Raw genomic sequence first — 22,948 nt, 5'->3', positions numbered from 1 at the left:
TTTTAGTGATATTTTTAAAAATGAGGGAAACAAATGGGCAAAAAAGTAAACAGAATTCGTTATGAACTTGATGCAAACGGAATAAAGTCATTGCCGAATCATGAAATTAAAACGATCTTGCGTGGTGCAGATGATTTAATTATGAGTGGCGGCCGTGCGATGCTTGCCAAAATTCTTGCCGGGTCAAAAGAAAAAAAGTTGTTAGAGCTTGGATTGGACCGAAGCCCTGTTTATGGCGCATTTAAGGGGACATCCCAAACAGAGATTCTCGCAAAGATTGATTGGATGATTTTAAAGCATTATTTAGCAATCGAATATGATTACAGATTGCCACTACTTGTCTTTACGGATAAAGGGTGGGAAATTGAACGGGAAACCTATACGGACGAACTTTTGGAAAAGCTTATTGATGCTGCTCAAGATGGAGAATATGAATTTGTCGAAACATTAAAAGATAGAAACCGCGGTATGATTCTTCTCTTATTAGATAAGATCGCTGAATCTGGTAATAGAGAGTTAATCCTCATCCTTAAAGCCTGGCAAATGATTGAATATAAAAAAGTAAAAACAAGAATTCAAGAAGTGATTGATGTGCTGGAAAAATTCGAAGGAGGAATCGAGATGAAAAATGATCATGAGGTTATCTCTTTTACCGCTACTAAAAAGTGGCTTTCCATTCCTGAGGAGACCCGTAGAAAACTAGAACGAAATGTCTGGTGTGCTACTTGTCTTGATGTCGTTCAAATCGAAAAATATATTGTCAAAGAATCAAAGGCTGGAATTGTTTTACATGGCAACTGCAAAAAATGCGGTCAAGAAGTGGCCAGGGTGATTGACTAGCAAAGTTGTGATTGTAATAGAAAACGGAAGCGGAGATAGTAGAAAAGGGAAAAAAGAGTTAAAACGGTCTGCTCAGGTTTGTAGCGGACAGCCGTCTACTATTACGATTACACTACCCATAACTTAAATTTAGGCACTTTTCATAAAGCGAAATCCCGCCAATATGTATTAGCGGGATTGTTCTATTTTTTTAAATTGTGTTCGATCCGAATTTTCTCAAGCAATGCTCTGGAGCCTTCTGTAATAAGGTCATAGGTTTCCTGAAAATCACCTGTGTAATAGGGGTCCGGCACATCCTTTTTATGATTGGTTAAGTCGAGCAAACGAAGGATTTTCGGATGATTAGGCTTGCCGGTCATTTCGTAAATGTTCCTTATGTTGCTTTCATCCATGCCGACAATGTAGTCAAACTGCTCGAAGTCTTCTTTCGTCAGTTGGCGTCCGACAAGACCGTTTGAGGTGATATTGTATTTTTTTAATATGGCAAGTGTCCCTTTATGCGGTGGGGATCCAATGTGCCAAGAACTGGTTGCAGCTGAATCGGTACTAACTTTATCACTCATCTTTTCTTTTTCGAGTAAGTCGCGGAATAATGCTTCAGCCATCGGTGAACGGCAAATATTTCCGAGACAAACAAATAAAACATTAATCATCATATAAGCTCCTTTTTTAGCCTAATTATAAATAACTTGTACTACTTTGAGCAATATAGAGTTCACTTAAAGTGGCCACAGTCTTTTTTATCTATAAATTTTATGATTCAAAAAAAGGTTGCTTTACTTTACTAAGGAGTAAAGCTTTTTTTATTATACAAAAAAAGGAAGTTAAATTGCTTTTTCATATTTATGTCGTTATAATTAGTACCAGGTGCTAATAATAACTACTAAAAATGAGGGGTGAAATAGATGTCAGGGGCAAGAATAACTGCTATTGGGACATTTGTGCCCGAAAAGAAATTAACAAATTTTGATCTTGAGAGAATGGTAGAAACTACTAATGAGTGGATTGTTCAAAGAACAGGAATCCATGAACGTAGAATTTGCCGGTCTGATGAATTTACCAGCGATTTATGTGTAGCTGCTATAAGAGATTTAATGCAAAGATACAATAAAAAGGTTGATGATGTAGATTTGATTTTAGTGGCGACAAGCACACCGGATTTTCCCTTCCCATCTGTTGCGAGTCACATACAGCATCGTTTAAATATACCTCGGTCAGGTGCCATTGATTTAAGTGCAGCGTGTGCAGGATTTGTTTATGCTTTGCATACTGCACATAGTTTTATTTCTTCGGGGCTTCACAAAAAGATATTAGTTATTGGAGCTGATACCATCTCAAAAATTACGGATTATACTGATAGAAGCACATGTATATTATTTGGTGATGGTGCCGGTGCCGTATTGGTCGAAAGGGATGACCAATTCGAAAACTTCCTTGGATTTCAGCTTGGATGTGATGGGCATGGCGGACAACATGTATACCGCACCGGCCTATCAAAAAAGATAAATGGTATTGAGTTAATCGATACTCAATGTCTAGTACAGAACGGTAGAGAGGTTTTTCGATGGGTTGTAAGAAATGTACCAACTAATATCAAACAGATTTTAAATAAAACGGAAACGGTTTTAGATCAAGTGGATTGGTTTATACCGCATAGTGCCAACCTACGGTTAATAGAGCCAATTTGCGAAAAATTAGAATACCCAATGGAAAAAACTCTTTATAGCTTGGTCAACTTTGGAAATACCTCTGCTGCTACAATTCCTTTAGCACTTGACCTTGGGATCCGTGAGGGAAAAGTCAAGAATAGAGACCGGGTCCTTATGTATGGTTTTGGAGCTGGTATGGTTCATGCAGGACAACTTTTAGAACTAAATTTTGATGAACAGGTCAAGACACCGACACCATTGTAAAGAAATTAGTGAATATTTTTCTTACTTATTAGGGCTGTGCAGCTCTGCTGCATGAATAGCTAACGTTTTATGGAAACTGCACCATTTAATTGTATGGATGTAATATAATGGAGATGTAACTTTATTTTTATTACAATGGAGAAAGGGTGGAAAAATGAAACTCAATCACCTTAATCTAACTGTTACGGATGTCATAGCTGCTCGGAATTTTTTAGAGAAATATTTCGGTCTAACGTGTGGAGCAAGCCGTGGGAACGGATTTGCTGTAATGGTTGATGATGATGGTTTCGTATTTACTTTAATGAGGGGGAGCGAAGTTCATTATCCAAAAACGTTTCATATTGGATTCACCCAGGAAAATAAAGAAAAAGTGGACAAAATCAATCAACGTTTAAAAGAGGATGGATTTGATGTACAGCCTCCTCAACAGTTGCATGGTTATACTTTTTATGTTGAGGCACCCGGAGGGTTTACAGTCGAAGTGCTCTGCCAATAGAAGTTCAAAAAGGTCAAATATAAACAAAAAAAGGAAATCATTTTGATTTCCTCAGATTGTCGAGAAAGGGTATTTTTCTCGGCAATTTTTTATTATGTCAGAATCCAAATACCAAATTTATTGATTGTCCATGCAAATGGGCCTGTTGATTTCCGCTCCGGGCACTCGCTTTCCGCGGGGAGGTCCTGGAGCCTCCTCGGCGCTCCCATACATGTCGTGTTACATATACGTCCGTAATTATATTAAACTTCCTGTCTGTAGTTCGGTGGTCAAGATAACAGAACATTTCCTGTTTATTTTCACGCGACATAAAACCACATTCAGGGTATGTTGTACATACTCTAATTTCCTTAGTCTCTTTCACTTCCTCCTTTTCTTTTAATGGCTTTTTTCCGTGTTTAATTCTATCCTCTTCTATCGCCTTGTTTAAGTCATCAAAATATTCTCGAGTATCCACTTCCACTTCTTGTTTTGTAAACTTGTGTTTATTAGCATTTGCCTTTAAATGAGTTGAATCTGTAAATAAAACACGACCGTCGACCATCTTGTGATTCATTGCAAGAAGAACAATCTCATCAAAAATCTCCTGAAAAATATTTGTATCCCTAAACCGGTGTTGACGATTCCAGCTAATCGTAGAGTGATGAGGTACTGGGTCCTTGAATTTCAGACCTTAAAACCAGCGGTAGGCAACGTTTGTTCTTATTTCCCTTTCTAGTTGACGTTCAGACGAATACCGTAAATATAACCAATAAACATCATTTTAAAAAGAATAAAGGGATCAGTAGGACGTCCATTATCATCGCTGTAATAAGGACGGATCTTTTCAAGAAGAAACGAAAAATCAAAATATTCATCAATCAAACGAAGAAGATGGTCATCAGGTACCAATTCATCAATAGATACAAATTCAAATTCACTTTGGCTAGACTCTTTTGGCTAAAACATTGATTTCACCACTTATTTTAAATATTTATTAGTCTAGTTGGAGGTCTTTATTGAAAACACTCTGTTGATTGGAGCGAAGCGACGAGGAGGCTTCCCGGCACGCCCGCGGAAAGCGAAGTGCCTGGAGCGCCAATCAACAGCCCTGTTTAAAAGCCTATATACCAATAATATTATAACAAATTAACGCGGTGAATTGTTGAAGTAGATAAATAAACAAGAGGTTGCCGAAGGTTTTTCGACATCCTGAGGAAATCATTTTGATTTCCTTTTTTCAATTGAAGTTTTCATTCATTGAAAGTTTATTGTAAAAGTGAAAAGCAAATATAGACAGCTGTGCTCCACATGACAATAGCGGAAATTTTATTTAATACCGCCAGATAACCTCCTGATTTATCCATTTTTCCGATCATTCTTCCTGTTATGCCCAATCCTGCAAACCATACCCATGAAACAACTATACATGCAACAGCAAATGCAACCTTATCATTTCCGATATATTTTACGGAACTTGTACCGATTACACCAACTGTATCCAAAATGGCATGCGGGTTTAATAAAGACACAGACAATGCAAAAGATATTTGTTTTTTTGGAGGCATAGATAATCCCGCTTCTTTTTCATTACGAGGTTTCGTCCTCCATACGACAAAACCCATGTAAAGTAAAAATAAAATACCAATGACAAACAGAAATGTTTTTATCCAATAAGAACCAAGTACAACGACTGACACTCCTAAGACTGCGATTGAAATAAGCAAGGTATCACAAATGGATGCGGTAATAATTACCGGCAGTGCTCTTACAAATTTGGGCTGACTTGCACCTTGATTGAACACAAAAACATTTTGAACCCCTAAGGGCAGGATTAAGCCGAATGCTAAGATAATGCCGTGTATGATTGTTTCTAACATTTTACTCCCCCTGAAAGATAATAACTGTATTGTATTAGAGTTGATTGAGTTCGTCTCCAACCAATTGGATGGAATTCCACCCAACCAATCATTTATAATGAATCTAAAAATGATAGGGGTGTTCCTTTTGCCGGAAAAAGACTGGATCCTAAACAAATCCTCCTTGATTCCACTCCATCAACAAATCTATGAATTTATGAAGAAAAAAATAATGAACGGTGAATGGACGGTTGGAACGAAAATTCCTACTCAACGAGATTTAGCAAAGAATTTTAATGTAAATCGGAGTACAATTGTTTATGCTCTTGATGAGTTAGCAGCCGATGGGTTAATCGAATCAAAAGTGGGAAAAGGTACATTTGTTGTCAATAATACTTGGAGTTTACTTGCATCAATCCCGCCGCCTGATTGGAACAGCTACGTTAAGTCGGGATCTTACCAACCCAATAAAAAAACCATTCAAGAAATTAATAGAGCTGAAACGGATCCAACAATCATTCGCCTTGGAACTGGAGAACTTTCACCGGAGTTGCTTCCTGTCAAAGAAATGCAACAAATGTTCAAGCGGAATTCTCCCCATACGTTTTCGTTAGGATACTCTGAACCAAAGGGGAGTATCTATCTACGGGAAATGATAAGCAACTATTTAAAAACGAAGAAAATAGAAGTTTCTCCTGCATCCATCCTGATTGTTTCAGGAGGACTGCAAGCATTACAATTGATTTCTTTAGGATTATTGCACCGTGGTTCAACGATTTTTCTTGAAACACCTTCATATCTGAATTCTGTCCAAGTATTTCAATCCGCAGGAATGAACTTACATGGAATTCCTATGGATGATGAAGGGGTTCGATCCGAGTCGATTGGGAGGTTAAAAAAGCAACATAATGGTGCCTTGCTTTACACGATCCCTACTTTCCACAATCCAACGGGTATCCTCATGTCTGAAAATAGAAGAAATGAATTGTTGGATGTTTGTAAGAATGAAAAGCTGCCAATTATTGAAGATGATGTCTATGGAGATTTATGGTTTGAAAGTCCGCCGCCGAATCCAGTAAAATCCATTGATAGTCAAGGACTTATTTTATACATAGGGAGTATGTCTAAAACGCTGGGTCCCGGTTTACGAATTGGCTGGATCGTTGGACCGGAACCGGTAATCGATCGGTTAGCAGATATTAAAATGCAAACGGATTATGGGTCAAGTTCTCTATCTCAATTCATTGTTGCCGAGTGGCTATCAAGCGGTTTATATGATGAACATGTTAAGAAGATAAGGACAGAACTAAAATTCCGGAGAGATTTTACGCTTGAAATACTAAATGCATATTTTAGGCAATTAGCAACATGGAATATCCCACAGGGTGGTTTTTATATTTGGTTACATATCAAAAAACAAATTTCAGTTAGTAAATTATTTGAAAAAGCGTTAAAAGAGGGGATTTTACTAAACCCGGGAAATATTTACGATCAAAATAACCAATTTCATCTTCGTTTGTCATTTGCCTATGCATCTCTTCACGATTTAAAAAAGGGGTTAATAAGACTTTCAGAACTAATTAAAGAAATCACCTATTAGGTTAGTTTTCAGATTTCGTTTAGTTAAAGAAAGGGGAGGAGAAAATGTAGCTCCTGTTGTAAGATTTTTACCCACACAGCTTGTCTTATTGATTAATAAACTGTATTAGTAGTGGATCTGAAGGTGTTAAAAGGAGTTATGTGAATTGGCTACCTATACAGTTGATGTGTATGCTTTTTTGATCAATGGTACTGATCCAAGTACAAACATTAGCAGAGTAAAACAAGATGTTAATAAAGCTAATAGTGTATGGAGGGGTTGTATTAAATTCGTATTAAAAGGTATTTATTTTAGTAAAAGTAATCTAATAGTAAATGCCGGTACAATTCCTGCAGATAAGGTTTTTAAAAATAATCGTATTCATTCTTTAACCAAGACTGCTAAAAATACTACTGGTCATAAAATAGGAATATACGTCTTTTATTTGGAAGGGGATTATTTGGCTGAAGGAAGAGGTAGAAACGTTATAGGGGTCAGTGGGACAGAAATAGTAAATTTTGAAAGCAGAACGGAGTATGAATTTCTCGGGCAAATTTTACTAACTGACATGGCTGCCGGACGTTATACTTTGGCACACGAATTTGGACACATATTATTTAAACGATTCGATTTAACACAGAATACGTTTATTAATGATGACCCTTCCGGTCCTTATATTTATCCTCAAATGAGAAGAAAAGATCCTGCTCATAATAATAATCAAAAAAACTTAATGTTTCCTATATCACCTTCAGTTAATCCAATTGTTACATTACAGCAATGCCAAATAGCTAAGCAGAGTAAAATAGTGAGAAAAGATAGATGGAAATGATGATTTGAATAAAATAATCCTTTTAAATTTTTCTCCTCTTAATCAGCACTTGTCCAATCAGTTTTTTTGATTGTACATATGTTATTACTACCACCAAAACCATTAACATCTGCATAAATCATTACCTTCTAAAGGACGTTTGCTTATACAGTAGACGTTCTTTTCATTTTTAGGCAAAATGATGATTTTGTCTTAATTAGTGATGATTGTCCAAACCATTTTTGTCTTAAGTAATATATATAAGGAGAATAGTCATTCGGATCTTTCAATAGGTGGTGAAAAATATGGGTTTTGGATATGGCTTCGGATGTGGAGGTTATGGGTACGGTGGCTTTTATGGCGGTAGTACTTTTGTTTTAATCGTAGTTCTATTCATTCTTTTAATTATCGTCCTTTCCAGCTGGTGTTAATTTATTCATACAAACGGTAGGATTTAGGCGTGTAAAGTCATTAAATAAAAAGTGCCGGAGGTGTTATTTATGGGCCACAGAACAGGCAGTTCATTTGCGTTAATCGTAGTATTGTTTATTCTTCTTATCATCATCGGAGCTTCTTTCATGTTCTATTAAAATACAGGTTAAGATGAATTGTATCAGGAAGAAAGCTCCTATTTGGGGCTTTCTTTGTTTTTTTTTCTGCTCATAAAAGAAGCCGAGTAAATTCTTAGCTTCAAAGTCAATTTATAGAGACAACTTAAAAAAAGAATAAGAAGAGTTGACCCAGCAAGAAGCTGGGCCACAAAAATATGTTAATAAAAGGGGGTATTAATTTAGACTGCTTGTCCTACAAAAAAGTTTCAAAATAAAATAAAATAAAATAGCAAGTTTCTTGTATAAGAAAAAGGAATGGGTTTGATTCGTTTACTACTTTTAAGCTAAAAGGCCTTTTAAAAGGGAAGGAGTTTTTGCTGTTGGTCTATGGGAAGTGCTAATTTTCGAAAAAGTCTAATTATATTTTAATACAAATCTCATATTGTTGAATTATTATATCCACCAAGGAGTGGTATTAAGTATGAAAACAGTTGTACTAGTCTCTATTGATTTTGACGATTTACCTATTCCATTTAAAATGGCCTCAGAAAATGAACCTAATAAAAATCAGATACTTAAAAAAATTATAGAAATTGTAAACCAGGTTGATTTATCTAAAGAAGTTAAATATAAAAGTTTTCAGCAAGAAAAGGCTCAAAAATTGTATGTATACCAAATAGGTGAACAGGATTGTTATGTGTTTGTTGAACGAATCGAAATAATGGAATTTTCTTAGTAAAGGCATCCAATGGCTTCTTTTTATTTTTGCATAGTAGGTTATGTATTTTGATAAACTTGTCCATAGGAAAGAAAAAACAGCAACTCATGATAGTTTAAAATTTTCGTTTTATGCAAATAGAATAAATGGTAACAAGAAGAGCACTTGCTGTACTAGAGATTAAGTCTATCATGGTATCCTTATTACCACCTTTTTGCATAATATTTGTAAAAGTCTGATCACATACAAACTCAAAGATTTCCCAAAGTACACTCACCATTACTGGAAGTGACAGAACAAAAAGAAAAATAAACCATCGAGAAATATCTTTTTGTATACCACTAGGAATAAAATGCTTATAAATAGCATTACTTACAAAAGCCATATACATCCCCTTGTAGGCATGGAGAGATGTGTCCCACCAAGTGAAGCGATCGTAAAAATGTGCGATGGTCCCTAAAATTGCAGAATAGATAAGGGTAAAATAATATCCGATAATCATAGGTAAGTTAAAAGGATTGTTCTTGAAAAATAATAATGACATCGGGATTGGACTAACTATCATTCCTCCTAGCGCTGCTAGCCAACGAGTTGAATCACCCTTTAGTAAGAAATAGATGAAAAGTCCTGTGAATAATATAACAAAAACAATACTTAAAATTATAATGGTTTTCTTTATCAAAATAACCAGCTCACCCAAAATTCATTTTGGTATTTAGTATGAGCCTTATAATAGAATTTATGTGTTAGTTCCATTTTAGAGCAACCTTCGGGGTGCTTTTTCTTATGCTCCAAAACAAATAAAAGCCCTGACCATAATTTATAATAAGGGTCTGGTATATTAATTGAAATTTAAAAATACAATTGTCTCCTTTGTAGATGTCTTTTACACCTATTAGTATACTAAAATAAGGTGACAACAATTGGCACCTATAAAGAAAGTTATATGAAAAAAGTTGAGCGCTTAAATCAGATCCTACGCTTTATCAATCAGAAACAATTGTTCACGTTGAAAGAATACTATTTGGATTTTTGAAATCATTTGGAAAGTGACTGTGAGCAAACGTGAGAAAATTGGTTAAGTAAGGAAATAAGATACTATTTGATTGAGGTGTTATAAATGATATTAGTGAGCTCTTGTTTAGCAGGGTTAGAAGTAAGATATAATGGTACGCATTGTTTAGATCAAAAGATTCGTCAACTTTTAGAAGAAAACCAAGCAATAACTGTATGCCCGGAATTGCTTGGCGGCTTTTCAACTCCAAGAGAACCAGCTGAAATTGTTGGTGGCAATGGGGAAGATGTTCTTGATGGTAAGGCTAAAGTGATCGAGAAATCGGGTAAAGACGTTACAGAACTGTATATAAAAGGAGCTTATGCTACTCTGAGAAAAGCTCAAGAGGTCGAAGCAACAGTAGTTATTCTTAAAGAATTTAGCCCCTCCTGCGGAAGTTCGATGATTTATAATGGTGAATTTAAAGGTGAGAGAATTGTTGGAAATGGAGTGACAACTGCTCTTCTTAGAAGAAGCGGATTTAAAGTAGTTTCAGAAGAGAGTTTTAAAGAATAGGGTTTCTACGGTAATCCTTTTTTGCTTATTGAACTTACGGTTGTATATAGTAGAAGAATAGGCTGAAAATTAAAATGTTTTAATATCAGATTTGACTTATATTGTGAGGGATTGAGGAGGAGTTTGTAAGTGACGAATAAATATTGTCCTATATGTGGAGAAGAAAACGAATGTATGACAGGTGCCGGTGAACAAGGAAATTGCTGGTGTGACATGGAAAAATTTCCAAATGAAATCTTTGAATTAGTACCTGTTGAAAGTCGAAGAAAACATTGTATATGTAAAAAATGTTTAAATAAATATAGAGAAGAGCAGGAAATAAACAAAAATGGGTAGTTAATTATACCACCATAATTACTTTAAAGGATAAGGGCAAGTTACTCTTATCCTTTTTCCCGTATATTGATATTTTTTATCGAATTTTCATCATTAAAATTCACAATGTGTTTAATTTTTGGCACATTGATTTAACTGTTTCTATGCTATTCTTAATTTACTTTATTTTAATAAACTATAAATTCCTTGGAGGGTTATTAATGAACTGCGGTTGTACAATAAATTTAAAAGATGGGAAAGATATTGTGGATCATGTTAAAAATAAAGGGAAAGAAAACTTTGCACCAACTGTGGCGCACGAGATTAGATGTAAGTGTGGAGAAACCTTTATACTAGAAACAGTTATTATGAACTGCCCAAAATGTGAAATGACCTATGCAGTAACGCCTTGCGGGTCAGATGATATAAACAATATAAAGCTTGCAGGAATTAAATACGCATAATAAAAAATTGTTTATAAAAACAATGATATAAAGTAAATAAAGATTTATTATCAATAAATCCCCCCGAAAAGTTTGATTATCTTGCAAATATCTAAAGGTCAGACAGAGAAATTCAATTTTTCTTCTGACTTTTTTATTTCCAGTAAAAACCACAGGACAAATGAAACCGCTTCCATTAATATAGATAGTAAGAAACAGGAGAGGGGATACAAGCAATGGAACTTTTATTAGAACAATGTGAACATAACCCGTCGGGAGAACCGTGTGAAGAGTGTACCCCAAAAAAAGAAAGTGAAGAGAATTTCGATATCTATGAATATGATTATAATAAAAGATTGTGGTTTTAATATAAAGAGAGCAACCTAAGGAGAATATCCGAATATGTTTCCTCTAAATTCGTATTTACTCGTTAGTCGATTTAACTCGATGTTAAAAATTAAAAGGTAACAAAAAAGGACAACGTTCATCGTTGTCTCTTTCTTTTATATAATCCTTTTTCAATTAAAGGGCTGCCTATTGGGATTATTTTTTATATGTTAATCCTTCTTATTTTGTACCTTTTTATTGTCTGTACCATTATCTAGTATATTTTGCGGCTTATTATCCTCAAGCTTGTTTCGGAAGATAAAGTTTTTGGATGAGGTAAAAGTAAGCTCAATTCCATTGTTCTCATATTGAAATAAAAAAAACACCCTTGACTAGTATACAAGTATACCAGTATAATCAACATAAAGCGGTTACATTAAGGTTAGGTGGCAATATGAAATTACCGAATATTTCAACAAATAGGGAATCATTATCCGATCATGCCTATCAGGTGATTAGAGATGCAATAGTCACTTTGCGTTTTGAACCTGGACAACAGGTGTTTGAGGCAGAATTAGGTAATATATTAGGAGTAAGTCGTACTCCAATACGAGAAGCTTTTAGACGGTTATTGGCTGAAGAGTTAATTGAAGTCCAACCACAACGAGGTGGCCGGATTGCTTACTTATCAAAAAGAAAAATTGATGAGGCTCGTTTTGTAAGGGTAAGCTTGGAAGTAAGCGCGTTTAAGGAAGTGGCGAAAAAATGGGATAAGGATGACCCCATTTTTCAAAACCTAAATGAACAAATTATACGTATATTGAAAGACCAAATGAAAATGGCTGAAGAACAAGATTTCGATATCTTTCTCAAATTAGACGAAAAATTTCACTATTCCATACTTGAGACAACTGGCAATTCTACTCTAATTTCTATTATCAATCAAATGAGGGGCCATTTGAATCGCATTAGATATTTGGAACTACAAGAGACAAAGCACATGCGGCAACTGGTCAATGAGCATGAGGCTATTTTTCAAGCTATTATATCGAACAATGTCGGGAAGACGGAAGAATTGTTAAGCCAGCATATACTTTGGCTAGAAGCTAGTACGCAAGAACTAAGTGAAAAATTCCCTCATTTTTTCAATGAGTGATCTATTTTTACATCCAATGGAAATGAAAACAGGCCAAAATTAAATAAATGTAGTGCGTTCGAACAATAAAATGGTGGGAAGTGTTAAATTCCTATTGAACGCACGTATTTTTTTAGTTTATCTTGTATACTAGTATACAAGAGCGGGTGCTGAAGTCTTAAAAAACTGTTAAGAAAACAAAAGTTACTGGACTTGAAGCGATCAAGATGATTATCGGATCAGGCAGGGAAAAGAAATTAAAGCAAAAAAATCCTATATGGGGGGTGATCATCCCGATAAAAAAAGAAGTTATGTACCTATTGCAGGGCAGTTAATACAGACACCAATGTGTTATTGGATCTAATGGGCAGGATGATGGAAGCGCTTCAGGTCCCGCCAATCCTCGGGTTTGACGTATTATGTGACAAATTACATTGAATAGCTGTATGAAGAGAGAAATCTTAAACAAGGATTCACTATTGCAACTAGTGTCTATTAAATTCTAATTAAGTAGGTGTAGAAATGAAAGCCGTACAAGTATGTAAAGCACATGATCTTAGAATTCAAGAAGTTGAAAAACCGCAGATTGTAAATCCTACGGATGTTTTGGTTAAAGTAAAAAGAGTCGGTATTTGCGGCTCTGATCTTCATATTTATCACGGTACAAATCCGTTGGCCACATTACCGAGAGTAGTAGGGCATGAAGTGGCTGGAGAAGTGGTTGAAATTGGATCAGAGGTTACGAATGTAAGAATTGGCGATCATGTCGTAGTTGAACCAATCCGTTATTGTGGAAAATGCTATGCATGTCGTAAGGGCCAGCCTAATGTTTGTCAATCCCTATCTGTATTCGGGGTCCATGAAGATGGAGGAATGCGTGAATGGTTAGTCCTCCCTGAAAAACAACTACATAAGGTGAATTCAGATATTCCATGGGAAGAAATAGTTTTAGCTGAACCATACACAATCGGTGCACAGGCAGTTTATCGAGGCCAAGTGGAAGAAAATGATACCGTTCTCATTCAGGGAGCAGGGCCAATCGGGATTTGTATTTTAAAAATGGCCAAATTTCTTGGTGCAACTGTAATGATAACCGATTTAAGCGATGAGCGATTATCATTTGCGAAAGAGAATGGCGCAGATGTTATCGTTAATGCTGGACGGGAAGATGTCCTAAAGGCTGTTCAAGAATGGACAAATGGTGAAGGGGCAAATAAAGTAATTGATGCTGTTTGTCTGCCAAGTACGTTTGAATTGTCAATTGAAGCTGTTTCTGTTGCCGGAAATGTAGTGGTTCTTGGTTTCGATGAAAAAACAGCTGCTATTTCTCAACTTCCCATTACCAAGAAACAAGTGACAATTACCGGCTCAAGATTACAAACCTATCAATTTCCGAAAGTCATAAATCTACTAAATGAAGGAAAGCTTCGTCATAATGGGCTGGTTACACATACCTTCCCTCTCGCTAAAGTACAGGAGGCTTTTACGTTTATCGAAGATCATCCTGATCAGGTTAGGAAAGCAGTTATTACGTTTGATTAAGGAGGCCCTACATTGATACCCATGGTTTCTATTCTTAAGCAACTAACTGAGGCAAAGGTTGTAGCCGTAATCAGAGGAGAAAATATACAAGAAGCAGCAGAGATTTCAAAGGCAGCCATTGAAGGCGGGGTCAAGGCAATCGAACTAACTTACACTACGCCGCAAATAGAAGATGTATTTCGGGAATTGCAAAACACTAGTGCTCTCATCGGTGCTGGAACGGTATTAGATCCGGAAACTGCACGTCATGCTATTTTAGCCGGTGCAAAATTCATCGTAAGTCCTCATTTCAACAAAGAAATTGCACCAATTTGCAACCGTTATGGGATACCCTATTTACCGGGCTGTATGACGATAAGGGAAATGGTTGAGGCTCTTGAAGCGGGATGTGAAGTATTGAAATTGTTCCCGGCAAACCATTTCAAGCCCTCCTTTATCAAATCAGTAAACGGTCCGCTGCCTAATGTTCGGATCATGCCAACTGGCGGAATCTCACTAGAAAACATAAATGAATGGTTAAATGCCAGTGCTGTAGCTGTTGGAATTGGCAGCGACTTAACGAAAGCCTTTCAAAGCGACGGATATAAATCAGTTGTCGCACTAAGTCAAGAATATATGAGAAAAATAAACCAATAGGCGGAGGTGTGTTATGAATATTACCTTTCGATGGTATGGACGGGATAATGATACGATTTCATTGGAACATGTGAAACAAATTCCCGGAGTTAAAGGAATTGTTTGGGGATTACATCAAAAACCGGCAGGGGATGTATGGGGGAAAGAAGAGATTCAAGAGGAAATAAACTATATTCAATCCTTTGGTTTTCATACAGAGGTTGTTGAAAGTGTAAATGTACATGAATCAATTAAATTAGGTAACGAAGACCGTATGAAGTATATTGAAAATTATAAGCAGACCATCCGTAATCTTGGTGAATTTGGAGTTAAGGTAATCTGTTATAACTTCATGCCGATATTTGACTGGACCCGTACGGAAATGTTTCACCCTTTGGAAGATGGTTCCACGGCATTGTTTTATGAAAAAGAAAAAGTCGAAAATTTAGATCCTCAGGAGCTTATTCGTATAGTATCAGAGTCCTGTGACCTGACTCTTCCAGGTTGGGAACCGGAAAGATTAGCACGAATTTCTGAATTGTTCGAGGCTTATAAAGAAGTAGATGAAGAAAGGCTATGGGGGAATTTAACCGTTTTTCTTAAGGAAATACTCCCTGTTGCTGAGGAAGCCGGCATTAAAATGGCGATCCATCCGGATGATCCACCATGGTCCATTTTCGGTTTATCAAGAATCATTACAGGCGGATCAAGCTATGAAAAACTTATTGCCATTTCCGATTCCCCGGCGAACGGTTTTACCATTTGTACAGGGTCGATGGGAGCAAATCCTGCAAATGATATGGTTGAAATTGCAAAGAAATATGCCTATCGCTCACCGTTCTCCCATATTCGCAATGTAAGAATTGATGAGAATGGTAACTTTGTAGAAACCTCCCATTATACACAAGATGGATCCATAAATGTCCAAGGTGTTGTTGAAGAATTGAACAAACAGGATTACACGGGCTATGTAAGACCGGACCATGGGCGTCATATTTGGGGTGAAGTTTGCCGCCCGGGATACGGGCTGTATGACCGTGCCATGGGCATCATGTATTTACTTGGTTTATGGGATGCATACGAATCTAAAAAAGGAATAGGTGAGTCCCGATGATTCCAATTCATGAAAATTTACATGGCCGAGTGGCAGTAATCACCGGTGGAAGTGGTGTATTGTGCTCTCAGATGGCACGTGAACTTGCGCGCCATGGAGTAAAAGTAGCCATTCTGAATAGAACGGCTGAAAAGGGACAAAAAGTAGTGGACGAAATTGTTACGTTAGGGGGCACTGCCATAGCCATTGCAGCTGACGTTTTGGAAAAGGCTTCTTTGGAGAATGCTAGAGAAGTAATCATGGAATCCTTTGGTAATATAGATATTTTGATAAATGGTGCAGGAGGCAATCATCCTGACGCCATTACAGGCCCTGAAATTTATGAGGAAGACGGAACTGGGAAGTCCTTTTTTGAATTAGATAAAAGTGGTTTTTCAAAAGTGTTCGATAGTAATTTTATTGGAACTTTTCTTGCTAGTCAGGTATTTGGAAAATCCATGCTGCAGGCAAAGGCACCGGTTATCCTAAATTTTTCATCCATGAGTGCTTTTGCTCCAATGACAAAAGTACCTGCTTACAGTGCTGCTAAAGCATCCATTAATAACTTTACAATGTGGATGGCAGTTCATTTTGCTCAAAATGGTTTAAGGGTGAATGCCATTGCACCGGGATTTTTCCTGACAGCACAAAATCATAACCTTCTGCTCAACCAAGATGGAAGCTATACAGCACGTTCGAACAAAATCATTAACGGAACACCTATGAAACGCTTTGGAACACCTGAAGATTTAATCGGGACCATGCTCTGGCTTTTAGATGAAGATTATTCAGGATTTGTTACAGGAATTACTGTTCCGGTGGATGGCGGCTTTTTAGCTTACTCTGGTGTATAAGTGGAATTAGTTTGGATAGCGAATGGTTCCCTTAAAGAATCATTCGCACGTTATGAAGTAAGTGTAGTTCGTTTTAATGTATAAGATAATGGTTTCGATTGTTGATATATGCTCACGAGTATAGTTGTCAGAAATTTTTGTTAATGATAAATTTTAAGAAAATGGGAGAGCTGTCACTTACTCCTTATAAAAGGAAAAAGTGAAATGAATAAGAAATTTTGAAAGCGTTGACAAAATTTGAGGGGGTATATGAATGTTATCAAAAATGTTCTCAAGAGATAAACTACCTGTACTGATTTTATTATTCTTAGCTGGCGTTATCAATTATTTGGACCGTTCTGCATTGTCTATAGGTGCTCCTTTTATTAAGGAAGACCTATCATTATCAGCAACACAGTTAGGAATTATTTTTAGTAGTTTTTCTATTGGATATTCGATTTTCAACTTTATAGGCGGAATGGCTTCTGATAAATATGGTGCGAAACTTACTTTGTTCGTTGCCATGATTGTTTGGTCATTATTTAGTGGTGCTGTTGCATTAGCCGTTGGTTTTGTAAGCTTAATTGTCATTCGGGTTTTATTCGGAATGGGGGAAGGCCCTCTTTCGACAACAATCAGTAAAATGGTAAATAACTGGTTCCCTGCTGACCAACGTGCATCAGCTGTTGGTTTAGCGAATAGTGGAACACCTCTTGGTGGGGCCATTTCAGGTCCGATTGTAGGATTTATCGCAATTTCATTCAGTTGGAAGATATCATTTCTTCTTATTATGGTCGTTGGTCTTGTTTGGTCAGTTTTATGGTGGAAATTTGTTAAAGAAAACCCTGCCGCATCTGTAAAAACAACAACTGTTGTAAAAACCAACCATGTTTTACAGGAAAAACGACCATTGAGCTTTTATTTGAAACAAAAAACTGTCTTATTTACAGCATTTGCATTCTTTTCCTATAACTATATTTTATTCTTCTTCTTAACCTGGTTCCCAAGTTATTTGGTAGATGCTCGTCACATGAATGTTAAGGATATGAGTGTAATTACAATTATTCCATGGATTGTAGGATTCATCGGACTTGCCTCTGGCGGATTTGTTTCAGATTTCGTTTTCAAGAAATTTGCCAGCAAAGGTGTTTTATTCTCACGAAAAGTTGTGTTAGTAACTTGTTTATTTATTTCAGCTGTTTGTATCGGATGTGCCGGCCTTGTAACATCAACAGTCAGTGCCGTAACATTGGTTGCACTTTCAGTATTTTTCCTTTACTTGACTGGGGCAATTTACTGGGCAATCGTCCAGGATGTTGTTGAGCAAAGCAGTGTTGGATCGGTAGGTGGATTTATGCACTTTTTAGCAAATACAGCTGGTATTATTGGACCAACTTTAACAGGGTACCTTGTTGATAAATCCGGTTCATTTACATCAGCGTTTTTATTAGCCGGCGGGTTGGCAGTCTTTGCTTCCTTATCTGTAATCCGTTTTGTTCGTCCCATTAAGCATCCAAGCACTAACAAGGAAACCTTAAATATGACAGTTTAATTCTAAAAGTTTTAGAGGATGACTCAACACTGATGATATAGTGGTCTGAGTCATCTCTTTTTTATTTAGTGTTAAATCCGGTTCTGGTTGTAAAAATAATAGTGAAATAGGGCAAACCCAAAAATGATTATGCCCCATTAGATTTTCTTTTAATAGTTGTTAATTCTTAATTTAAAAGTCGCCATTTAAGTTAACCCGAGCTCCCGTTTTCTTTTTCGTTTCAGAACAATTGGATTTGCGTCTTGTTCCGAGAGTGTTAAACATTCATTAAAAGAAAACTGTTTGCATCCCTTACAACGCGTAATATCTAGTTTTAAAAGAGATTTATTTATAGCATCGCCTGTATGAGAAAAGAAATTTTCCTCACCTACTAAATGATAAAAACCAGTTTTCTTGAATAAATCTTTAGGCTGTGGTTGGACACCTGAAATGATCACTTGTTGATTATTTGCTTTGAATTTTTTCACAATATCCGTCAGGAGTACCTCACCCGATATATCGACAAATGGAACTTTACTCATTCTTAATAGGAGAACCTTTGGTTTAGAATTAAGAATTCCTTCTATTTTCTCTTCAAGCCGTTCCGTAGAACCAAAGAATAAAGGACCCTCTATCGTATAAATGTTAATTTGTGGACAGTTTGAATCTTGCTGTACCATTTCCGGTTTTACTTGTTTATCCAAGGGATCCGGTAAAACCTTGGATACTTTTAACGTATTGCTCATTTTTTTAACAAAAGATAATAGAGCTGCAAGCAAACCAACCCCAACCCCTGTTGTAAGATCCAGAAAGACGGTTAACAAGAAGGTAATCATTAAAACCAGTGAATCCATTGTTTTGGTTTTCAAGATATGTGCAAATTCTTTGCGTTCGCTCATGTTCCAGGCTACGAACATAAGAATAGGGGCCATACTTGCTAAAGGAATGGCAGATGCATAAGGTGCTAAAATTACAACCACTAATAATACGACAACACCATGTATCACACCGGATAAAGGAGAGATTGCACCGTTTTTAATATTCGTTGCTGTTCGCGCGATAGCACCTGTAGCAGGAATTCCTCCGAATAAAGGAGCGACTATATTGGCCAATCCCTGTGCTATGAGTTCCTTATTACTGTTATGCTTACTATTTGTCATCCCATCTGCTACTAAAGCAGATAATAATGATTCAATTCCGCCAAGCATAGCAATCACTAACGCAGCTGGAAGGAGTTCAATCATCACACTACCCGTTATCTGAGGAAACTCTAAGTTCGGTAATTCATTTGGAATAGCTCCGTAGGTTGATCCAATGGTTGCAACTCTATTAGGAAAGAATATTGTAGCGACTAGGGTAGAAACCATTAAACCTAACAGTGCCCCAGGGACTTTAGGTAGATATTTTGGTGTCAAAATAACGATAGCTAAACTTATAACAGCTACCAAAACACTGAACATATTTAGTGTATCTAAATTTAATAAGATTTCTTTCATATTTAAATGAAAGAATTCTTCTTTTTTTAAGTTACGGAGTCCTAAGAAATTAGAAATCTGGCCGGAAAAAATAATCACTGCAATTCCAGCAGTAAAGCCTATCGTTACCGGACGCGGAATAAATTTGATAAACCTTCCTAATTTTAAAACACCCATCAGTAAAATCATGATACCTGCCAAGAAGCCGGCGATCAACAATTTTTCATACCCGAACTGCATGACCACTCCCAATAAGACCGGGACAAATGCTCCGGTTGGTCCTGCAATTTGATATCTAGAGCCTCCAAAAAGAGAAATAATAATCCCGGCAATTGCCGACGTATAGAGTCCATACTCCGGTCTTACTCCTGAAGCAATAGCAAAAGCCATTGCTAAAGGGATGGCGACTATCCCAACTACTAATCCAGCAACCAGATCTTTTTTTAAATGGCCAAAGTTGTATCCTTGAAACCTGTTATCGGAAATCATTTATTACATCCTTCCTTTTGTCAAATTCATCATTTTTGGAAATAATTTTTATTGCTAAAGTGTCTTTCATATTAATTACACTTACGAAAGTAATGTATATCCAAAAGCCTCCTTTGTATAATCTTTTTAATCCTTATAACTTTTTTGTTACTTTAATTTGTTATCCTCCCAAAAGTAGATACGTGTTCAAAAATAGAGAGTTTCATTTTTTTGAAATTTGAAACATTTTTACCAATTAATTCTTATTGTATTGGTAGATAAGGTCCATAAATTTGTGGATTGGTAAGAGCAGATAGGTTTATTGGGATGGGCGGAATGGGTTATCGTTTCTTTTAAAAAAGCCTTTTTCAATTAAGGGGTGCAATATTCACTCTTTAATTTGAGTAAATATGAATGACTATATTAAAATTTGGAAATAAACAACTAGGATAGTTTCTTTGTTTTTCCTAAAAATAATAAGGTGACTTTTATAATGTCTTAATGCTTTGATACTAAAGAAAGGAAATTTTTATATGAACAAAAAAGTTGTTCTTGTTTTAAGTTTATTTTTAATGATGTTCCTAAATATTTCTCCAGTCTTTGCAGCTAATAATCCTAGGAATACTTATGAAGTAAAATCAGGAGATACATTATGGAAAATTGCCAGTACCTATCGGACCACTGTAAATGATCTCAAGTTGATAAATGGATTACAACAAACTGATTTGCTGCTAGTTGGTCAGAAATTGCGGGTACCGATTATGTATGAAGTTGTGGCAGGGGATACACTATGGAAGCTCTCACAAGCATTTAATTCGTCGATTCCATTAATTAAATCGACAAATGGACTTACCTCTGATGTTATAGCTGTGGGGCAAAAATTAAAGATTATTCCTATAAAACTGACAATGAGTGGACAGTTTGTACTAATGACGAGGGAGCAATTTAGGGATTGGTTATTTAACCAAAAAATTACAAGAAAAATAACGTTTTTCCAAGAACATCATACATATTCTCCCTCATACAAGAACTTTAATGGTTCCAATTATTTTTCCTTGATGAATGCTATGAAGGATTATCATGTTAAAGAGATGGGCTGGTCAGATATAAGCCAACATTTAACGACATTCTCTGATGGAAAAGTAGTAGTGGGCAGACCATTTAACACACCTCCTCAAGGTTCGTTTGGGTTACTAAATAAATCTGTAACTCCAACAATTGAAGCAACTGCAATCGCTATTGAAAATCTTGGGAACTTTGATGTGGGGAATGATCAAATGACTGCAGAACAAAGAGAAACCATCATAACAGTTGCTGCGTTACTTTGTATCAAATTTGGATTAACCCCTTCCGTTGACAGCATCACGTACCATCATTGGTGGGATATGAATACTGGTGAAAGAGTGTTAGATAACAGTAAAGGACATGTTGTTAAAACTTGCCCGGGTACTGGATTTTTCGGAGGTAATAGCACAACGGATGCAAAAAATAATTTTTATCCTCTCGTGAGAAATAAAATGCAGGAAATTTTAGCTACTATGTAGATGCTTAAAAAACCCGCATGAATTTGTAACGGGTTCACTTGTGAGGTGGAAAACTGTAAATTGCAGGTGAAATATCACCATTAATCACAAGCTTTTCACCAATGAAACCGCAGTATAATACCCTTAAAGAATGGCTCGAAGATTTCTCCAAGCCATTCTTTCTTTTTTGTTATTTTGGATGGATTGTTGATTTTAAGAAGTACCCTAATCTAAACCGTTTTAGTTTAAACGGTCTTATAATATACAATCCAGTTATGACCGGGAGCTTTTGTCCTTCCCGATTAAAGCCGCATTCGGACTATCAAAAGCGATATTCTGCATATCCTGTCTGAAAAAGCCTCGCATTCGGACTATTACAGGCGATTTTCTGCATATCCTGTCTGAATAAGCCTCGCATTCGGACTATCAAAAGCGATTTCCTCCATTTCCTGTCCGAAAAAGCCTCGCATTCGGACTATCAAAAGCGATATTCTGCATATCCTGTCTGAAAAAGCTTCGCATTCGGACTATCAAAAGCGATATTCTGCATATCCTGTCCGAATAAGCCTAGTATTCAGACTATCAAAAGCGATATTTTGCATATCCTGTCCGAATACCACCCGCATTCGGACTATTACAGGCGATTTCCTGCATTTCCTGTCCGAAAAAGCCTCGCATTCGGACTATCAATAGCGATATTCTGCATTTCCTGTCTGAATAAGCCTCGCATTCGGACTATCAAAAGCGATATTCTGCATATTCTGTCCGAATAAGCCTAGAATTCAGACTATCAAAAGCGATATTTTGCATTTCCTGTCCGAATACCCCCGCATTCGGACTATCATAAGTAATTTTCTGTTTTTCCTGTCCGAAAAAGCCTCGCATTCGGACTATCAAAAGCGATATTCTGCATATCCTGTCCGAAAAAGCCTCATATTCGGACTATTAAAAGCGATTTCCTGCATATCCTGTCCGAATAAGCCTAGTATTCGGACTATCAAAAGCGATATTCTGCATATCCTGTCCGAATACCACCCGCATTTGGACTATCATAAGCAATTTTCTACCTGTCCTATTCGAATAAGCCTTGTATTCGCTTTGTGAATATCTGCATATGTTCAAATACTTATTCTAACGGGTACTTGAGAATGGAGTTGCGACGGCAGCTCTATTTTTTATTAAATGGGAAGGAAAACGGATTTAAGTTCAAGAATTAATGAAGATGGAATTGTATAAACGAGGTAGTAAAATATGGGATAACCTTTCTGTTTTCTTGGATCAAATAGAGAATAAAGAGTCGTTCTAATTAATGAATATTATTTATTCTTTAAA

The 22,948-nt window shown here is 36.4% G+C and carries 22 protein-coding genes and 2 pseudogenes; 19 read left to right on the top strand and 5 right to left on the bottom strand.

Annotated features, from left to right (window positions below):
• The first annotated feature begins 33 nt into the window (after positions 1–33).
• Positions 34–840 carry an RQC-minor-1 family DNA-binding protein gene (locus AC3ANV_RS15590; protein WP_488309625.1) on the top strand — a complete coding sequence of 269 codons (807 nt, stop codon included), beginning with the start codon at positions 34–36 and terminating at the stop codon, positions 838–840.
• A gap of 182 nt (positions 841–1,022) precedes the next feature.
• Here AC3ANV_RS15590 and AC3ANV_RS15585 read toward each other — a convergent pair whose 3' ends face one another.
• Entirely contained in the window at positions 1,023–1,493 is a 471-nt protein-coding gene (locus AC3ANV_RS15585; RefSeq protein ID WP_488314247.1) for a low molecular weight protein-tyrosine-phosphatase, read from the bottom strand.
• 252 nt (positions 1,494–1,745) lie between these two features.
• Here AC3ANV_RS15585 and AC3ANV_RS15580 point away from each other — a divergent pair, with 252 nt between their 5' ends.
• Positions 1,746–2,753 (top strand): beta-ketoacyl-ACP synthase 3, encoded by a 1,008-nt coding sequence (locus AC3ANV_RS15580; RefSeq protein WP_488309624.1) that lies wholly within the window; start codon positions 1,746–1,748, stop codon positions 2,751–2,753.
• A gap of 154 nt (positions 2,754–2,907) precedes the next feature.
• Complete coding sequence (locus tag AC3ANV_RS15575; protein ID WP_488309623.1) at positions 2,908–3,249, top strand: VOC family protein; 342 nt, start codon at positions 2,908–2,910, stop codon at positions 3,247–3,249.
• 217 nt (positions 3,250–3,466) lie between these two features.
• On the opposite strand, the pseudogene AC3ANV_RS15570 reads toward AC3ANV_RS15575, so the two are convergent.
• Both AC3ANV_RS15570 and AC3ANV_RS15565 read right to left on the bottom strand, forming a co-directional pair.
• Positions 3,467–4,149, bottom strand: a pseudogene (locus AC3ANV_RS15570) (transposase); the annotation flags it as partial.
• A 347-nt stretch (positions 4,150–4,496) separates the two neighbouring features.
• Complete coding sequence (locus tag AC3ANV_RS15565) at positions 4,497–5,108, bottom strand: LysE/ArgO family amino acid transporter (protein WP_488309622.1); 612 nt, start codon at positions 5,106–5,108, stop codon at positions 4,497–4,499.
• A 127-nt stretch (positions 5,109–5,235) separates the two neighbouring features.
• On the opposite strand from AC3ANV_RS15565, the gene pdxR reads away from it, so the two are divergent.
• The 5 genes from pdxR (at position 5,236) to AC3ANV_RS15540 (ending at position 8,764) form a co-directional block, all read left to right on the top strand.
• Positions 5,236–6,687: a MocR-like pyridoxine biosynthesis transcription factor PdxR gene (pdxR, locus tag AC3ANV_RS15560; protein ID WP_488309621.1), complete on the top strand. Its 1,452-nt coding sequence runs from the start codon at positions 5,236–5,238 to the stop codon at positions 6,685–6,687.
• A gap of 145 nt (positions 6,688–6,832) precedes the next feature.
• Entirely contained in the window at positions 6,833–7,498 is a 666-nt protein-coding gene (locus tag AC3ANV_RS15555; protein WP_488309620.1) for an ImmA/IrrE family metallo-endopeptidase, read from the top strand.
• A 284-nt stretch (positions 7,499–7,782) separates the two neighbouring features.
• On the top strand, positions 7,783–7,908 hold the full coding sequence (locus AC3ANV_RS15550; RefSeq protein ID WP_488309619.1) for a YjcZ family sporulation protein: 126 nt from the start codon (positions 7,783–7,785) through the stop codon (positions 7,906–7,908).
• A 69-nt stretch (positions 7,909–7,977) separates the two neighbouring features.
• Entirely contained in the window at positions 7,978–8,067 is a 90-nt protein-coding gene (locus tag AC3ANV_RS15545) for a YjcZ family sporulation protein (RefSeq protein ID WP_488309618.1), read from the top strand.
• Between the two features lie 442 nt (positions 8,068–8,509).
• On the top strand, positions 8,510–8,764 hold the full coding sequence (locus tag AC3ANV_RS15540; RefSeq protein WP_488309617.1) for a hypothetical protein: 255 nt from the start codon (positions 8,510–8,512) through the stop codon (positions 8,762–8,764).
• 97 nt (positions 8,765–8,861) lie between these two features.
• Here AC3ANV_RS15540 and AC3ANV_RS15535 read toward each other — a convergent pair whose 3' ends face one another.
• On the bottom strand, positions 8,862–9,428 hold the full coding sequence (locus AC3ANV_RS15535) for a DUF2238 domain-containing protein (protein ID WP_488309616.1): 567 nt from the start codon (positions 9,426–9,428) through the stop codon (positions 8,862–8,864).
• Positions 9,429–9,692: 264 nt separating this feature from the next.
• Between AC3ANV_RS15535 and AC3ANV_RS15530 the strand changes: the two are divergent.
• The 10 genes and pseudogenes from AC3ANV_RS15530 to AC3ANV_RS15485 all read left to right on the top strand — a co-directional run.
• Positions 9,693–9,779 (top strand): annotated as a pseudogene (locus AC3ANV_RS15530) (helix-turn-helix transcriptional regulator); the annotation flags it as partial.
• An 87-nt stretch (positions 9,780–9,866) separates the two neighbouring features.
• Positions 9,867–10,316 carry a 2-thiouracil desulfurase family protein gene (locus tag AC3ANV_RS15525; protein ID WP_488309615.1) on the top strand — a complete coding sequence of 150 codons (450 nt, stop codon included), beginning with the start codon at positions 9,867–9,869 and terminating at the stop codon, positions 10,314–10,316.
• 129 nt (positions 10,317–10,445) lie between these two features.
• The gene (locus AC3ANV_RS15520) at positions 10,446–10,652 is read left to right on the top strand and encodes a cysteine-rich CWC family protein (protein ID WP_488309614.1); all 207 of its coding nucleotides are present in this window, start codon (positions 10,446–10,448) and stop codon (positions 10,650–10,652) included.
• A gap of 200 nt (positions 10,653–10,852) precedes the next feature.
• Positions 10,853–11,095 carry a hypothetical protein gene (locus AC3ANV_RS15515; protein ID WP_488309613.1) on the top strand — a complete coding sequence of 81 codons (243 nt, stop codon included), beginning with the start codon at positions 10,853–10,855 and terminating at the stop codon, positions 11,093–11,095.
• A 760-nt stretch (positions 11,096–11,855) separates the two neighbouring features.
• Positions 11,856–12,557, top strand: a complete 702-nt coding sequence (locus AC3ANV_RS15510) for a GntR family transcriptional regulator (RefSeq protein WP_488309612.1) — start codon at positions 11,856–11,858, stop codon at positions 12,555–12,557.
• Positions 12,558–13,058: 501 nt separating this feature from the next.
• Positions 13,059–14,078 (top strand): zinc-binding alcohol dehydrogenase family protein, encoded by a 1,020-nt coding sequence (locus AC3ANV_RS15505; RefSeq protein WP_488309611.1) that lies wholly within the window; start codon positions 13,059–13,061, stop codon positions 14,076–14,078.
• A 21-nt stretch (positions 14,079–14,099) separates the two neighbouring features.
• A complete protein-coding gene (locus AC3ANV_RS15500) occupies positions 14,100–14,714 on the top strand; it encodes a bifunctional 2-keto-4-hydroxyglutarate aldolase/2-keto-3-deoxy-6-phosphogluconate aldolase (protein WP_488314246.1) in 615 nt (204 codons plus the stop codon).
• Between the two features lie 13 nt (positions 14,715–14,727).
• Positions 14,728–15,807, top strand: coding sequence for a mannonate dehydratase (gene uxuA, locus AC3ANV_RS15495; RefSeq protein ID WP_488309610.1), 1,080 nt, complete (start codon positions 14,728–14,730; stop codon positions 15,805–15,807).
• On the top strand, positions 15,804–16,640 hold the full coding sequence (locus AC3ANV_RS15490) for an SDR family oxidoreductase (RefSeq protein ID WP_488309609.1): 837 nt from the start codon (positions 15,804–15,806) through the stop codon (positions 16,638–16,640). Before uxuA ends, AC3ANV_RS15490 begins: the two co-directional genes overlap by 4 nt.
• Positions 16,641–16,905: 265 nt before the next feature.
• Positions 16,906–18,171: an MFS transporter gene (locus AC3ANV_RS15485; RefSeq protein WP_488314245.1), complete on the top strand. Its 1,266-nt coding sequence runs from the start codon at positions 16,906–16,908 to the stop codon at positions 18,169–18,171.
• A gap of 185 nt (positions 18,172–18,356) precedes the next feature.
• On the opposite strand, the gene AC3ANV_RS15480 is transcribed toward AC3ANV_RS15485, so the two are convergent.
• Entirely contained in the window at positions 18,357–20,114 is a 1,758-nt protein-coding gene (locus AC3ANV_RS15480; protein WP_488309608.1) for a SulP family inorganic anion transporter, read from the bottom strand.
• Positions 20,115–20,626: 512 nt separating this feature from the next.
• Between AC3ANV_RS15480 and AC3ANV_RS15475 the strand changes: the two genes are divergently transcribed.
• A complete protein-coding gene (locus tag AC3ANV_RS15475; protein ID WP_488309607.1) occupies positions 20,627–21,637 on the top strand; it encodes a peptidoglycan recognition protein family protein in 1,011 nt (336 codons plus the stop codon).
• The last annotated feature ends 1,311 nt before the right edge of the window (positions 21,638–22,948 follow it).

It is taken from the genome of Neobacillus sp. DFD-2R (genome assembly GCF_057747865.1).
The sequence above is the reverse complement of the archived record's forward strand: the minus strand, read 5'-3'. Positions and strand labels throughout refer to the sequence as shown.